This window comes from Microbacterium sp. NPDC079176, from assembly GCF_040686675.1.
Classification (GTDB): Bacteria; Actinomycetota; Actinomycetes; order Actinomycetales; family Microbacteriaceae; genus Microbacterium.
Window position 1 is genome coordinate 97,711 of sequence record NZ_JBFBLM010000001.1, and the last position, 14,834, is coordinate 112,544.

Below are 14,834 nucleotides of genomic sequence, written 5' to 3' on the forward strand. Positions count from 1 at the left end.
CCACGGCCTCCTCTCCCGTGCCCGGCGCGGCGGGAGTGCCCTTCGGCGCTCCCGCCCCGCGGGTTCCCCGCCCCCCGCGACGGCGCGGCCAAGCCTGGGTAGCGGTGGCCTTCCTCGCACCCGGGATGATCGGGTTCGTCCTCTTCATCCTCACTCCGCTGTTCGGGTCGGCCTTCATCAGCCTGTTCGACTGGAAGCTGTTCGGCAGCCCCGACTTCATCGGCTTCGAGAACTACGTCAAGCTGTTCCGCGACCCGACGTTCTACACGGTGCTCGGCAACACCCTGATCTTCGCGATCGTGTACACGGCGCTGAATCTGGTCGTCGCCCTCACCATCTCGCTGTGGCTCAGCACGCGCATGAAGGCGGCCGGGGCGTGGCGGGTCATCTTCTTCCTGCCCGTGATCACGCCCATGGTGGCCAACGCGCTGGTGTGGCGACTCCTGCTCTCGCAGGACGGTCTCGTCAACTCGATGCTCGCGACCGTCGGCGTCGACGGACCGAACTGGCTGTCGGACTCGGCGTGGGCGCTGCCCTCGGTCATCGCGATGTCGGTATGGCAGTCGTTCGGCTACAACGTGATCGTCCTGTCGGCCGGACTCAGCGCCATCCCGAAGGAACTGCTCGAGGCCTCTCGCATCGACGGCACCTCGGCGTGGCAGCGACTGCGCTTCATCATCCTCCCGTTGCTCTCGCCGTCGCTGTTCTTCTGCTCCACGATGACGATGATCGGCGCGTTCCAGGTGTTCGTGCAGCCGCTCTTCCTCACGCAGGGAGGGCCGGGAGAGAGCACCAACACCTTCGTGCTGTACCTGTACCGCAACGGATTCGTCTTCGATCGGCTCGGCTATGCATCCGCTCTCGCGTGGATCCTCTTCCTCGTCGTGATGCTCATCACGGCCCTGCAGTTCGTCGGCCAGCGCAGGTGGGTGAACTATGAGTGACGTCGTGAGCCTGCCCCGTCGTGCGCGTCAGCGCCGTGAGTCGCTCAAGGAGTGGCTCAACACCGCGGCCATCGCCGTGGTCGCGCTGATCTTCGCTTTCCCCTTCATCTGGATGTTCCTCACGGCGCTCAAGCCCGAGAACGAGGTCTTCACCGCCACCCCGCAGATCTTCGGATCGGAGATCCGCTGGGCGAACTTCGTCGAGGCGTGGACCGTCGTGCCGTTCGGACGCTTCATCCTCAACGGCCTGTTCGTCGCGATCCTCGGCGCCGCCCTCTCGGTGGTCGTCGCCGTGCTCTCGGCATACGCCTTCTCTCGACTGCGGTTCAAGTACCGCGACAAGCTCTTCCTGCTGTTCGTGCTCACTCTCGTGCTGCCCCAGGAGGTGCTCGTCGTCCCGCTCTTCATCATCATCAACAGCTGGGGATGGAACGACAGCTACGCGGCCCTCATCATCCCGTTCGCCTTCACCGCGTTCGGCACCTTCCTGATGCGGCAGTTCTTCCTCACCATCCCGATGGAGTACGAGGAGGCGGCACTGATCGACGGCGCCTCGCGACTGCGCACCCTGTGGTCGGTGCTGCTGCCGCAGCTGGTCGCCCCCCTCAGCGTGCTCGCGGTGTTCTCGTTCATCGGCTACTGGAACTCGTACCTGTGGCCGCTGATCATCATCAACACGCAGGACATGGCCACCGTGCCCCTCGGGCTCGGCATGTTCACCGGTCAGTTCGGCACGCAGTGGTCGCTGCTCATGGCCGCATCGACACTGGCCGTCATCCCCTCGTTGATCCTCGTGCTGCTGCTGCAACGGCAGCTCATCAAGGGGGTCACCCTGGGCGGACTCGGAGGACGCTGATGACCACGACACACCACACCACGAAGCCCGTGCGGGAGGCCGTCGCGGACGCGACGGCCGGCAGCCGCATCGTGCACGCGGAGGCGCAGCTGTGCGACCTGCCCGTCGAGACCGAGCGCACGGATGCCCTGCAGACGTTCGTCAAGCAGGAGACCATCTTCGTGCGGCTGCGCACCGCCGACGGCACCGAGGGCATCGGCTACAGCTACACGATCGGCACCGGCGGCGGGGCGGTGCTCAGCATGCTGCGCGAGACGCTGCTGCCCGCTCTGATCGGGCTCGAGGCCGAGCGTCCCGAAGCGCTGTGGCTCGCACTCTTCAGCATCACTCGCGCCACCACGGTCGGGCCGATCACGGCGCTCGCGCTCGCCGCGGTCGACACCGCGGTCTGGGATGCGAAGACCCGTCGCGCCGGACTCCCGCTCTGGGTCGCCGCCGGAGGTGCGTCGCCCTCCGTGCCCGTGTACGACACGGAGGGCGGATGGCTGCACTTCCGCACCGACGAGCTCGTCGCCCATGCGGTCGCCGCCAAAGAGCGCGGCATGGGCGGCGTGAAGATCAAGGTCGGCATGCCGCGAGGGCACCAGGACCTCGAGCGACTGCGTGCCGTGCGCGACGCGGTCGGACCCGGCATGGACATCATGGTCGACGCGAACCAGTCGTTCACGGTCGCCGAAGCCGTGCGTCGAGCCCGGCTGTTCGAGCAGGTCGACGTCTTCTGGTTCGAAGAGCCCCTGCCTGCGGAGGACGTCGAGGGGCATCGTCTTCTGGCGCGCTCGACGTCGGTGCCGATCGCGGTCGGCGAGAGCATGTACTCGCTCGGTCACTTCCGCGAGCACCTGCAGCGTGGCGGCGCGTCGATCGTGCAGGCCGACGTCGCCCGGGTCGGCGGGATCACTCCGTGGCTCAAGATCGCGCATCTGGCCGAGTCCTTCAACGCCCCCGTCGCGCCGCACTTCCTCATGGAGCTCCACGTCTCCCTCGTCTGCGCGATCCCCAACGCGCTGTACCTCGAGCACATCCCGCAGCTGCGAGCGGTCACGACGGGCGAGATCCGCATCGAGAACGGTCGCGGGTGGGCGCCGACGCAGGCGGGCCTCGGCATCCCCTGGAACGATGACGCCCTGGGCCGGCTGATCGTGTCATGAGTGCGCCTGTCTCCACCGCAGCGAAGCCCGTCGCGATCGGACGCGGAGGGCTTCTCGCCCCGCCCGTCGCCTATGGGGCTGCCGCGCTCGGCAATCTGTACCGGGCGCTGGACGACCGGGAGTGGCCGCGGATCGTGCCGGCCGCGTGGGAGGGCGGCGTGCGGTACTTCGATGTCGCGCCGCACTACGGTCTCGGCCTCGCCGAGCGACGCCTCGGCGAGAGCCTGCGCGAGCTCCCGCGTGACGAGTACATCGTCTCGACCAAGGTCGGACGCCTGCTGGTTCCGCAGGATGCCGCGGGCCGCTCGGACCTCGACAACCTGTTCGACGTGCCGGCGGATCATCGGCGCGTGCGCGACTACTCCCGCGACGGCGTGCTGCGCTCGGTCGAGCAGTCGCTCGAGCGCCTCGGACTCGACCGCATCGACATCGCTCTGGTGCACGATCCCGATGAGCACGAGCGCGAGGCTCTCGAGGGTGCCTTCCCCGCCCTGAGCGAGCTGCGGGACCAGGGCGTCATCCGCTCGTTCGGTGCCGGCATGAACCAGAGCGGCATGCTCACGCGGTTCGTGCAGGAGACGGATGCCGACGTCATGATGGTCGCCGGGCGCTGGACGCTGCTCGACCAGTCGGCCGCCGACGACCTGCTCCCGATCGCCCGGGAGCGTGCGGTGACGGTGCTGGCCGCCGCCGTCTTCAACTCGGGAATCCTCGCGACGGATGCTCCCGCTCACGATGCCACGTTCGACTACGGCCCCGCGGACCGCTCGGTGCTCGCCCGGGCTCAGGCGATCGCCCGGGTCGCCCGGCATCATGGCACCACACTCCCCGAGCTGGCCGCACAGTATCCGCTGACGCATCCCGCCGTGGGCGCGGTGGTGATGGGCGGTGCCAGCGCGGAGCAGGTCGCGCGCAACAGCCGTCTCGTCGCACGCCCGGTCGCCGAGGCGGTCTGGGACGATCTGCGTGATCGCGGTCTGATCGCCGACGAAGGGCACCCCCTACGATGAGACTCATGTTCGGCGACGAAGAGGCACGCGGACCGAGGCCGCTTCCGGCGCGGCGCGCGCTCGTCGACGACGTGTACGACGCGGTGCTCGGCCTGCTCATGGACCAGGTCATCGAACCGGGCGCCAAGGTCAACATCGACGCGGTCGCCCGCGACCTCGACGTGTCTCCGACGCCCGTGCGCGAGGCGCTGACGCGGCTCGAGTCCGAAGGGCTCGTCGCGAAGCGGGCGCTGAAGGGCTATGTCGCAGCTCCTCTGCTCGACGCGGCGGGCCTGCGCGATCTGTACGACATGCGCGAGCTGCTGGAGCCGGAGGCGGCGCGGCGTGCATCGGCGCATCTCGACCACGAGACCGAGACCGAGCTGGCGGAGTCCGTGGTGACGATGCGTACAGCGTCGGCACCCGATGAGGACGAGCGCTTCCGCAACTACCGGCGGTTCATCGACGAGGATCTGCACTTCCATCACCTGATCGCGGAGAGTGCGCAGAGTCCGCTGCTGTCGGAGGCCATCGTGCGGCTGCGTGCGCACATGCACCTCTACCGGCTGAACTTCCGCCACGACTTCGAAGACGACACCGTGAGCGAGCACGAGAGCATCCTCGACGCGCTGCGCCGACGCGACCCCGAAGCCGCCGCCGCGGCGATGAGGATGCACATCGCGAACTCGTACGACCGTCTCGGTCCGGCGCTCGCTCGGCAGGCTGAGAACGCATCCGAATGAGCTGATTCTGCGTGCGAGATCGCGCAAAGTGCCCGAAAATCCGGGGGAAACCGACCATTTGCATGGTCGGGCGCCGACATCATCGACCCTGAAGCGCGGAATATCAAGGTAAACTCGATATCGACACCCGCCCGCCCGCCTGCGCCGCCCCCGGCCGACGAGCTTTGAGGAGCCGCGTATATGCTGACGCTCCTCGCCGTGTTCCTCCTCGGGTCGATCCTGATGCCCGTTCTGGTGCGCTGGCTGGGATCCCAGGCATTCGCCATCGCGGCTCTCATTCCCGCCGCGGCATTCATCCACGCCCTCGTCCTCACCCCTCAGGTGCTCGACGGACCGACGCCCTTCGTCTCGGTCGCGTGGATCCCGCAGCTCGGACTGAATCTGTCCATGAACATGGACGTGCTCGGCTGGGTGCTGACGCTCATCGTCACCGGCGTCGGTGCTCTCGTGCTGCTGTACTGCCGTTGGTACTTCCATGACGACTCCGCCGGCATCGGCCAGTTCGCGGGCGTGCTGCTCGGGTTCGCGGGTGCGATGTACGGCCTCGTCCTGACCGACGACCTCGTCATGCTCGTGATGTTCTGGGAGGTGACGAGCATCCTCTCGTACCTCCTCATCGGGCACTACCGACGCCGCGCCGCCAGCCGACGAGCAGCACTGCAGGCGCTCCTGGTCACCACTCTCGGCGGGCTCGTGATGTTCGTCGGAGTCGTGCTGCTCGTGGTCGACGCGGGTACCTCGAGCATCCGCGAGATCCTCGAGATCGCACCCACAGGCGCCATCGTCGACGCCGCCGTCGTGATGCTCCTCGTCGGCGCGATCAGCAAGTCCGCGATCTTCCCCTTCCACTTCTGGCTGCCCGGTGCGATGGCGGCGCCCACTCCCGTGAGCGCGTACCTGCACGCCGCGGCGATGGTCAAGGCGGGTATCTACCTGATCGCGCGCTTCGCCCCGATCTTCGCCTTCACCGGTCCGTGGCGGCCGATCATCATCTCGCTGGGCATCCTGACGATGCTGATCGGCGGCATCCAGGCGCTGCGCGAGACCGACCTCAAGCGCATCCTCGCGTTCGGCACCGTCAGCCAGCTGGGCTTCTTCTCGGTCGTCATCGGCTACGGCACCCAGGCGAGCGCGCTGGCCGGTCTCGCACTCGTGATCGCGCACGCGCTGTTCAAGTCGGCGCTGTTCCTGATCGTCGGAGTGATCGACCGTCAGCTGTCGACGCGAGACATCACCGAGCTGAGCGGCGTCGGGCGTCAGGCTCCCGTCATGGCGACAGCGGCATTCATCTCCATCGCATCGATGGCCGGCATCGCACCGACCCTCGGATTCGTGGCGAAGGAGTCGACCCTCACGGCGCTCCTGGACGACGCACTGCACGGTTCGCCCTGGGGGCTCGTCGCGATCATCGGCGTCAGCCTGGGATCCATGCTCACGGCGGCATATGGCATCCGCTTCCTCTGGGGTGCCTTCTGGACCAAGCGCGATGCGGCGGGCGATCGCCTTCCCGACACCGCCTGGCCCGACCCGCCCGTCGGATTCCTCTCGGCGCCGATCATCCTCGCCGGGCTCACGCTCGCCGCCGGGATCGGAGCACCGGCTCTCGACGTCGCGCTCCAGGGATACGCGCTCACAGCCACCCCGGGCCTCGATGCCGAGGGGGTCGCCGCGGAAGGACCCGGGCACCTCGCGCTCTGGCACGGTCTCGAGCCGGCGCTCGGCATCTCGATCCTGTCGATCCTGCTCGGCGCCGCGGTCTTCCTCCTCACGCTGCGCACCGGATGGGACCGCAAGGCGCGACTGATCCGCTTCACTGCCGCAGACGTCTACTACCTGGTCATGCGCGGTATCGACCGACTCTCGGTGCTGAGCACGACGCTCACCCAGCGCGGCTCTCTGCCGGTCTACGTCGGCACCATCTTCGTGGTGTTCGTCGCCGCCGAGATCACGGCGCTCGTCGCCAGCGACATCGACCGCTTCCAGCTCTCGGCCTGGCACACGCCCACGCAGCTCGTGGTCGCGCCGATGATGGCCGCCGCGGGCGTCATGGCCGTGCGCGCGCAGAAGAGATACACGGGCGTCGTGCTCGTGTCGATCACCGGCCTCGGGATGGTCGTGCTGTTCGCGACCAGCGGCGCCCCCGACCTCGCGCTCACGCAGATCCTCGTCGAGACCGTGACGATGGTCACCTTCGCACTGGTGCTGCGTCGCCTGCCCGCGCGGATGGGCGAGCACAACGCCTCTGTCGGGCGCATTCCCCGCGCGCTGCTGGGTGTCGGGGTCGGGCTCACCATGGCGCTGGTCGCGATCGTGGCGACCCAGTCTCGCGTCGCGGATCCGATCTCCGCCGCGTTCCCGAAGCTCGCGTACGAGATCGGTCACGGCAAGAACGTCGTGAACGTCGCCCTGGTCGACCTGCGCGGCTGGGACACGATGGGCGAGCTCTCCGTGCTCGTGCTCGCCGCCACGGGTGTCGCGTCTCTCGTGTTCGTCACGCACCGCGCCGACATGCTCTCCGCGACGAAGACGCTGCCCAAGGCGCGCCGCCGTCGCACGCTCAGCCGCCCGCTCGTCGAGACGACCGAGGGCGTGCGCTTCCAGACCGACGAGAACGAGAGCAGCCCCCGCGCCTGGCTCGTCGGCGGCCCGAAGATGAAGCCCGAGAACAGGTCGATCCTGCTCGAGGTCATCGTCCGCATCCTCTTCCACACGATCATCGTCGTGTCGATCTTCCTGCTCTTCTCCGGCCATAACCTCCCAGGCGGAGGCTTCGCCGGAGGCCTCGTCGCGGGCATGGCCCTCGTCATGCGCTACGTCGCCGGCGGACGCTGGGAGCTGGGCGCTGCCGCACCCACGGATGCCGGGCGACTGCTCGGTGCCGGTCTGATCCTCGCCGTCGGCACGGCGGTCGTGCCGCTGTTCTTCGGCTTGGCGCCGCTCACCAGCAACTTCTGGGAGTGGGAGATCCCCGGCATCGGCCACATGGAGTTCGTCACCTCGACCATCTTCGATGTCGGTGTGTACCTGGTCGTGATCGGCCTCGTGCTCGACGTGCTGCGCAGCCTCGGTGCCGAGGTCGACCGTCAGGCGCAGGAGTTCCGCGAGCGAGGGGTGACCCTCTGATGGATGTCTCCCTCACCCTGATCGTGATCATGGCCGTGCTCTTCGCCTGCGGCGTCTACGCGATGCTCGAGCGCAGTCTCACCCGCGTGCTGATCGGCTTCCTGCTGCTCGGCAACGCGACGAACCTGCTGCTCCTCATCGTCATGGGAGTGCCCGGCAACGCGCCCTTCTTCGGAACCGAGGGCGAGCTCAGCGACCCGCTGCCCCAGGCGCTCACCCTGACCGCCATCGTCATCACGTTCGCCGTCTCGGCATTCCTCCTCGCCCTCATCTACCGCTCGTGGCAGCTGGGTCAGGCCGACACCGTCGAGGACGACGAGGCCGACATCGCTCTCCGTGAGCGCACCGATGCCGACGAAGACCTCATGGACGACGAGGCCGACGCGGCGGACGACGAGGCGACCACGGACTTCGTCGGCGTGCAGACGTCGCCGATCACCGTGCTGCACATGCGCGACCACGCCGCGATCAACGACGACGCTCCGACCGACCGGCCCACCCCGCCTCGAGCCGTGTCCGCGGCGTCCGATCAGGATCCCGATGCGGATGCCGGTCCAGGCGCGGCCGTCCTCGACGGGGAGTCGGCACCGCCCGACGACGACCCCGAAGACTCGACGCACTCGTCGGCTTTCCGGACGGATGCCGACACGCACGCGTCGGACGCCCACGAGACCGATGCGGCGGACGCCGCTCGAGATACGGCGGCTGACACGGCATCCGATGACAGCGCACCCGAGCACACCGACGATGGGGAGGACCGCCGATGAGCGCCCTCGTCCCCCTGCTCGTCGCCCTGCCGCTGCTCGGCGCCGCCGTGACCCTGATCTTCGGCCGCAATCCGCGCCTCCAGGCCTTCGTCACGGTGGCCACGCTCGCGATCGTCTCGGTCATCGCGGCCGTGCTGCTGGTCGTCGTCGATGCGGGTGAGCCGCTCGCGGTCTCGGTCGGCGGGTGGCCGGTGCCGTTCGGCATCGTGCTCTACGTCGACAGGCTCGCGGCGCTCCTCGTGCTCATCTCGAGCATCGTGCTGCTCGCGGTCCTGCTCTTCTCGATCGGTCAGGGTGCCGCGGACGGCACCGACGAGACCCCGATCTCGATCTTCAACCCGTCGTACCTGATCCTCGCGGCCGGCATCTTCAACGCCTTCATCGCGGGCGACCTCTTCAACCTGTACGTCGGATTCGAGATCCTGCTCGTGGCGTCGTACGTGCTGATAACGCTCGGGAGCACCGAGTCCCGCATCCGCACGGGTGCCGTCTACATCGTCGTCTCGCTGGTCTCGTCGATCCTGTTCCTCGCTTCGATCGCGATGATCTACGGTGCCCTCGGCACCGTGAACATGGCCCAGATCGCCGAGCGCATGACCGAGCTCCCGCAGGAGACGCAGCTCGTGCTGCACCTCATGCTGGTGATCGCCTTCGGCATCAAGGCCGCGATCTTCCCGGTGTCGTTCTGGCTGCCCGACTCGTACCCGACGGCACCGGCGCCCGTCACAGCGGTGTTCGCGGGATTGCTGACCAAGGTCGGCGTCTACGCGCTGATCCGCACCGAGACGCAGCTGTTCGCCGAGAACAGCATCGACACGGTGCTCCTGATCATCGCGTTGGCGACCATGATCGTGGGCGTGCTCGGCGCTGTCGCACAGGCCGAGCTCAAACGAATCCTGTCGTTCACGCTGGTGAGCCACGTCGGCTACATGATCTTCGGCCTCGCGATAGCGACCCCCGCGGCGATCGGCGCGACGGTCTACTACATCGTCCACCACATCATCGTGCAGACGACGCTGTTCCTCGCGGTCGGTCTCATCGAGCGCAGGGCGGGGAGCACGTCCATCCTGCGCGTGAAGGGACTGCTCAAGGTCGCGCCCGTGATCGCGGTGCTCTACTTCATCCCCGCGATCAACCTCGGCGGACTGCCGCCGTTCTCCGGCTTCATCGGCAAGTTCGCGCTGTTCGAAGCGGCAGCCTCCGTGGGAACGCCGCTGATGCTCGTGCTGATCTTCGGCGGCATCGTCACCTCGCTGCTCACGCTCTACGCGCTGATGCGAGCATGGAACCTCGCGTTCTGGCGCGAGGAGGACGACTCGACCGAGACCGAGGGGCGCATCTCGTACCTCGGCAACGCCCCGGCCGCGGATGAGCAGCAGGAGCGTCGCCGCATCCCCCGGATCATGACCATCGCGACCGCCGGGATGGTCGGGGTCACGATCGCGCTCACCGTGTTCGCGGGCCCGCTGTATGCCCTGTGCGACCGCATCGGTGCGGCGCTGCTCGACCCCGTCACCCTCGTGCAGCTGGAAGACGAGGTGGAAGGATGAGCCCCACCGAGACCGGCCGCCACTTCTGGCGGGACATCCGCGTGCAGCTGCCGTTCCTGGCATGGCTCGTCGTGCTCTGGATGCTGCTGTGGGGGCAGTTCACGGTGCTGGCGTTCGTCTCGGGCCTGGTCATCGCGGTGTTCGTCACCCGTGTCTTCCGGCTGCCCACCGTCGAGCTGTCCGGACGCATCAACATCTGGTTCGCCGCGTTGCTCATCGTGCAGTTCCTCTTCGCCGTGCTCCGCGGCGCTGTCGCGGTCACCCTGCAGGTGTTCGACTTCCGGCATCAGCCCGGCGCCGCGATCATCGCCGTTCCTCTGCGCTACGCCGACGACCTGATGATGACGCACGTGTCCGTGGTGTCGTCGCTGGTTCCCGGGTCGCTCGTCGTCGAGGCCGATCGCGACCGGCAGGTGCTGTATCTGCACGTGATCGGGGTGCGCAGCATGGCCGATGTCGAGAAGCAGCGCGAAGGCGTGCTGCGCTGGGAGCGACGGGTCGTGCGTGCGCTCGGAGCCCCGGCGCAGTACCGTGCCCTCAAGGCCGACGAACGTGCGGCGCGCGCCGGTGGAGGTGCCCGATGAATGTGCTGATGCTCGCGATCATGGTCGTCTTCGGCGTCGCCGCCATCCTGACGATCATCCGCATCGTGCGGGGGCCCTCGATCCTCGACCGGGCGGTGGCCTCCGACGTGCTGCTCACCGAGGTCATGTGCGTGCTCGGCGCCGAGATGGCCATCAACGGCCACACCCGCAACATCCCGGTGATGCTGATCATCGCCGCGGTCGGCGTCTTCGGCTCGATCTCGGTCGCCCGGTTCGTGGCCAGAAGGGACAACACGACACCATGAACGTGTTCGGTCTCGCCATTCCCGACGTGGTCATCGACGTCGCGGTGCTCGTGCTGATCCTGCTCGGCGCGATCCTCTGCCTGTCGGCGGCGGTCGGGCTGCTGCGATTCCGCGACGTGCCGTCGCGGCTGCACGCCGCGACCAAACCGCAGGTGCTCGGCCTCATCCTCATCTGCCTCGCGATCGCACTGTCTCAGCGCACGGTCGGCGGAATCCTCTTCGGGCTCGCGCTCGTCGCCCCGGTCGTGCTCATGCAGTTCGCCACCGCGCCGCTGTCCGCGCACATCGTCGGGCGGCAGGCATATCGCAACGGCACGACCGACGAGCGCAGCCTGGTCGTCGACGAGCTCGCCGAGTCGAAGCAGACCCCGCCGGCCGCCGGCTGATCGCACGCCCGCAGCTGCGCTGAGACGGACGCCACGCACGTCCTACGCCGGTGCGGGGCCGCTTGCGGTTCACAATTCAGCATGAGCCTGCGCCGGTGGGGCCAAAGGGGCTTCAGGGCTGCTCGATACGAGATCCATGCTGAGTAGTGAACGACACCGGTCATTGCTTCTTCTCCTACACGGAACCCTGTTCCGTGCAAGTCATCCACTGTTGCTTGGACGACGCACATCGACACCGTCCCTTGTCTGCACACTTCTGCGATGGGGAATAAGCAGAAGACGGTCGTTCAGCGCGCGAGAGACACCTATTCGCGCACGGTCTTCAGTCGATCGGATCTGGTGCACCGAGGGCTCACGGGGCGTCTCATCGCCGAGTCAGTGGCCCGAGGAGAACTCCAGCACGTGCGCCGCGATCGATATGCGCTGCCGTCGACGCACCGGGACATCGTCGAGGCTGTCCGCATCGGCGGGCGGGTCTCATGCTTGTCTCTCCTCGCCCTTCTCGGTGTCTTCGTGTTCCGTTGCCGAGAGCTCCATGTGCTCGTGACTCCTGGCTCGTCTCGTCTACGTGTGGCGAGGGACGGAAAGGTCGTGCTCCATTGGAAGGCGCTGACCAGCGTTCGCGAGAGCCTTCATGCGGCTCCGTTGATCGATGCCGTCGCGCACTCCGTGCTCTGCCAGGCTCCGCGCGAGGCGCTTGCCACCTTGGACAGTGTGCTTCATCACGGACTCCTGACCCGCGACGATCTGGTCACGATGTTCGCTGCTCTACCCGCCCGATTCCGCCCGCTGCTCGCACTGGTCGACCCGTCGGCGGGCTCGGGCTCAGAGACATTCATGCGGTTGCTGCTCCGGACGATGGGCGTCGCCTATGAGACCCAGGTGTACCTCGAAGGCGTCGGGTACGTCGACTTCGTGGTGGACGGCTGGTTGATCATCGAGTGCGACAGCAAGGAGTTCCACGAGGGGTGGGAGAAGCAGATGCAGGATCGCGAGCGCGATATCGCCGCGGCCCGACTCGGCTTCGTGACCGTCCGGCCCCTTGCGAAAGACATTTTCGGTGACCAGGCGTCTGTGAGGCAGGCTCTCGAGCAGGTCATCGCTGCACTCGGACCGAGGTTCGTAGACGCACGTCGTTCACAATTCAGCAGGAATCGCCGCGGAGCGGCGGTCGAGTAGCGGAATCACGGGGCTCACATGCGTTCATGCTGAGTTGTGAACGGAAAAGTGCGGGGCGGCGGGTCAGAGCCCGTCGGCGAAGCTCTGGATCAGCCGCCCGGCCGGCTCGGAGTCGCTGATCAACGTGCCGTGGCCGTGATCCGGGATGACCTGCAGATCGGCACCCGGGATCTCGTCGATGATCTCCTGGCACCAGGTCATCGGAGCGAGCGGGTCGTCTTCCCCGCGCAGCACCAGCACAGGCTGATCGATGCGCGCGAACGCCTTCTCCGGCTCGTGCACGATGGTCGCCCGGATCTTGCGGATGAGGTGGGGGCCGCCGCGCAGATATTCGCGGGCACCGCGCCAGATCACGAGCGGGCGCTCGCCGACCAGGTCCGTGAGGAGATAGCTCGCCTGCGCTGCGACATTCCGTGCGGCCTTGTTGACGGTCGGACCGGCGAGCACGACGCCCTCGACGAGGGAGGGATGCCGGGCGGCGAGCTCCGCGGCGATCTGACTGCCCATCGAGTGCCCGATGACGACGACGGGGCCCTCGTCGGCATGACGGAGGTACGCGGCGACGAGGTCGGCGTGACGCTCCATGGTGAAGGTGCGAGCGGGCTCGGGTGCTTCGCCGAAACCGGGCAGGTCGACTGCGATCACCCGGCCTTTCAGTCGCTGCACAACGTCGAGGTAGACGCTGCGTCCCATGCCGATGCCGTGCAGCAGGAGGAAGGTGTGCGGTCCGTCGCCGAAGGTCTCCGCGATCAGCGTCGCGCCCGCGTGCTCGAACTCGAGCAGCGTGACGGGGGTGCCCTTCGGGGCGAGATAGCTGGAGACCACACCTCAACGCTAACCGAGTGGGACCCCTGCGACGAACCGGGATCCACGCATGCCGTATGCCGGTGTGCGACGAGGGGCGAGCCTGCGTCGTGCGAGGATGAAGGGTGTCTTCGCCGAACCCCGATCCCGATCAGATCGAGTCGGAGGGCGAGACATCAGGCTCGCCCAAGGGTGTCATCGCGCGCATCGCCGGCGGGCTGAGCGATCCGGTGCTGCGCGCGCTCGTCGCCGCGACGGCCGTCTCACGCATCGGCCGCGGCGTCTTCCTCGCGGTCACCGTGCTGTTCTTCACGCAGATCATCGGCCTCTCGCCCGCGCACGCCGCGGTGGTGCTCGCCGTGTCGAGCGGATGCGGGGTGGTCGGGTCGCTCCTCGGCGGCTGGCTCGCCGACCGGTGGAGCGCCCGACGCCTCGCCTTCGGCTTCGAGATGGCGGGTGGCGTGCTGCTCGCCGCGTACGCGTTCGTCGGAGACTTCGTGTCGGCGCTCGTCCTCGCCAGCCTCTCGGGCTTCTTCGACTCGCTGGGGTATTCCGCTCGTTCCGCGATCATCGCCCGGGGCTTCGCGCCGGACCGGCGGGTGCACGCGCGTGCGGTGCTGCGCACGGTCACGAACCTCGCGATCGCGGCAGGCTCCGGATTCGGCGCGATCGCTCTGGCTCTCGGCACACCCGAGGCCTACCGCGTCGTCATCGCCTGCGCGGGTGCCGTCTGCGCGCTCGGCTCGCTCTCCCTCCTGCGGCTGACATCGGCCGTCGACGCGCCGCCGCGCAACCGAGCCGCGGCTCAGCTGACGGAAACGGGATCCATCGACACGCACGCCACGGCCGCGGCATCCGCCGAGCGCAGGGACTGGAACCGCCGCTCACCGTGGCGGGACCCGAGGTACCTGCTGCTGAGCGCGCTCTCGGCGATCTTCGGCATGCAGTTCGGAGTCGCGGAACTCGGGGTGCCGCTGTGGATCAGCGAGTACACGAACGCCCCGGATGCCACGTTCGCAGTGCTCCTGATCGTCAACACCGCGCTGGTCGTGCTGTTCCAGGTGCGTGCCTCCCGTGGCACGCACGACCTGCGGATCGCCGGCAGGGTGACGATGATCGCCGGCTGGCTCATGGTCTCCGCCTGCCTGATCTACGCGCTCGCCGCGGGGCTTCCGGCATGGGCGGCGATCGTCATCCTCATCGTCGGCATGATCGCCCACACGTTCGCCGAGATCCTGTCGCAGGCCGGAGCCTGGGGTCTCAGCTTCGAGCTCGCCGATCCTGTGCGAGCGGGCGCCTACCAGGGCGTGTTCGGCATGGGCTTCTCGCTCGGAGCCCTGGCGTCGCCGATCGTCGTGAACGCCACCGCGATCACCTTCGGCTTCGTGGGCTGGGTGATCCTCGCCGCGATCTTCCTCGCCGCAGCGATCGGCATCTGGCTCATCGCACGCCGCGCCGCAGCATCCGCCACGCCTGCTCCCGCCTGAGCCCGCAG

General features: G+C 67.9%; 13 protein-coding genes and 1 pseudogene. 13 read left to right on the forward strand and 1 reads right to left on the reverse strand.

Going from position 1 to position 14,834, the window contains the following annotated elements:
* The first annotated feature begins 104 nt into the window (after window positions 1-104).
* The 12 genes and pseudogenes from AB0P11_RS00500 (at window position 105) to AB0P11_RS00555 (ending at window position 12,535) form a co-directional block, all read left to right on the forward strand.
* Window positions 105-944 carry a sugar ABC transporter permease gene (locus AB0P11_RS00500; RefSeq protein WP_363518750.1) on the forward strand — a complete coding sequence of 280 codons (840 nt, stop codon included), beginning with the start codon at window positions 105-107 and terminating at the stop codon, window positions 942-944.
* On the forward strand, window positions 937-1,800 hold the full coding sequence (locus AB0P11_RS00505) for a carbohydrate ABC transporter permease (protein WP_363518753.1): 864 nt from the start codon (window positions 937-939) through the stop codon (window positions 1,798-1,800). The genes AB0P11_RS00500 and AB0P11_RS00505 overlap by 8 nt, the downstream gene beginning before the upstream one ends.
* Entirely contained in the window at window positions 1,800-2,948 is a 1,149-nt protein-coding gene (locus AB0P11_RS00510; RefSeq protein ID WP_363518756.1) for a mandelate racemase/muconate lactonizing enzyme family protein, read from the forward strand. Before AB0P11_RS00505 ends, AB0P11_RS00510 begins: the two co-directional genes overlap by 1 nt.
* Window positions 2,945-3,958, forward strand: coding sequence for an aldo/keto reductase (locus AB0P11_RS00515; protein WP_363518759.1), 1,014 nt, complete (start codon window positions 2,945-2,947; stop codon window positions 3,956-3,958). Before AB0P11_RS00510 ends, AB0P11_RS00515 begins: the two co-directional genes overlap by 4 nt.
* A 5-nt stretch (window positions 3,959-3,963) precedes the next feature.
* Window positions 3,964-4,680 (forward strand): GntR family transcriptional regulator, encoded by a 717-nt coding sequence (locus AB0P11_RS00520; protein ID WP_285363596.1) that lies wholly within the window; start codon window positions 3,964-3,966, stop codon window positions 4,678-4,680.
* A gap of 180 nt (window positions 4,681-4,860) precedes the next feature.
* Window positions 4,861-7,803, forward strand: a complete 2,943-nt coding sequence (locus AB0P11_RS00525; protein WP_072590435.1) for a Na+/H+ antiporter subunit A — start codon at window positions 4,861-4,863, stop codon at window positions 7,801-7,803.
* Window positions 7,803-8,303: pseudogene (locus tag AB0P11_RS00530) on the forward strand (Na(+)/H(+) antiporter subunit C); the annotation flags it as partial. The gene AB0P11_RS00525 and the pseudogene AB0P11_RS00530, both read left to right, overlap by 1 nt.
* Window positions 8,304-8,566: 263 nt before the next feature.
* Window positions 8,567-10,120: a Na+/H+ antiporter subunit D gene (locus AB0P11_RS00535; RefSeq protein ID WP_056275836.1), complete on the forward strand. Its 1,554-nt coding sequence runs from the start codon at window positions 8,567-8,569 to the stop codon at window positions 10,118-10,120.
* Entirely contained in the window at window positions 10,117-10,704 is a 588-nt protein-coding gene (locus AB0P11_RS00540) for a Na+/H+ antiporter subunit E (RefSeq protein ID WP_053098312.1), read from the forward strand. The genes AB0P11_RS00535 and AB0P11_RS00540 overlap by 4 nt, the downstream gene beginning before the upstream one ends.
* Entirely contained in the window at window positions 10,701-10,970 is a 270-nt protein-coding gene (locus AB0P11_RS00545) for a monovalent cation/H+ antiporter complex subunit F (protein WP_053098313.1), read from the forward strand. Before AB0P11_RS00540 ends, AB0P11_RS00545 begins: the two co-directional genes overlap by 4 nt.
* Window positions 10,967-11,356 carry a monovalent cation/H(+) antiporter subunit G gene (gene mnhG, locus AB0P11_RS00550; RefSeq protein ID WP_053098314.1) on the forward strand — a complete coding sequence of 130 codons (390 nt, stop codon included), beginning with the start codon at window positions 10,967-10,969 and terminating at the stop codon, window positions 11,354-11,356. The genes AB0P11_RS00545 and mnhG overlap by 4 nt, the downstream gene beginning before the upstream one ends.
* A gap of 261 nt (window positions 11,357-11,617) precedes the next feature.
* Window positions 11,618-12,535, forward strand: a complete 918-nt coding sequence (locus AB0P11_RS00555) for a hypothetical protein (protein ID WP_187249117.1) — start codon at window positions 11,618-11,620, stop codon at window positions 12,533-12,535.
* Window positions 12,536-12,598: 63 nt separating this feature from the next.
* On the opposite strand, the gene AB0P11_RS00560 is transcribed toward AB0P11_RS00555, so the two are convergent.
* Window positions 12,599-13,360, reverse strand: a complete 762-nt coding sequence (locus tag AB0P11_RS00560; RefSeq protein ID WP_363518765.1) for an alpha/beta hydrolase — start codon at window positions 13,358-13,360, stop codon at window positions 12,599-12,601.
* A gap of 104 nt (window positions 13,361-13,464) precedes the next feature.
* Here AB0P11_RS00560 and AB0P11_RS00565 point away from each other — a divergent pair, with 104 nt between their 5' ends.
* Window positions 13,465-14,826, forward strand: a complete 1,362-nt coding sequence (locus AB0P11_RS00565) for an MFS transporter (protein WP_363518768.1) — start codon at window positions 13,465-13,467, stop codon at window positions 14,824-14,826.
* The last annotated feature ends 8 nt before the right edge of the window (window positions 14,827-14,834 follow it).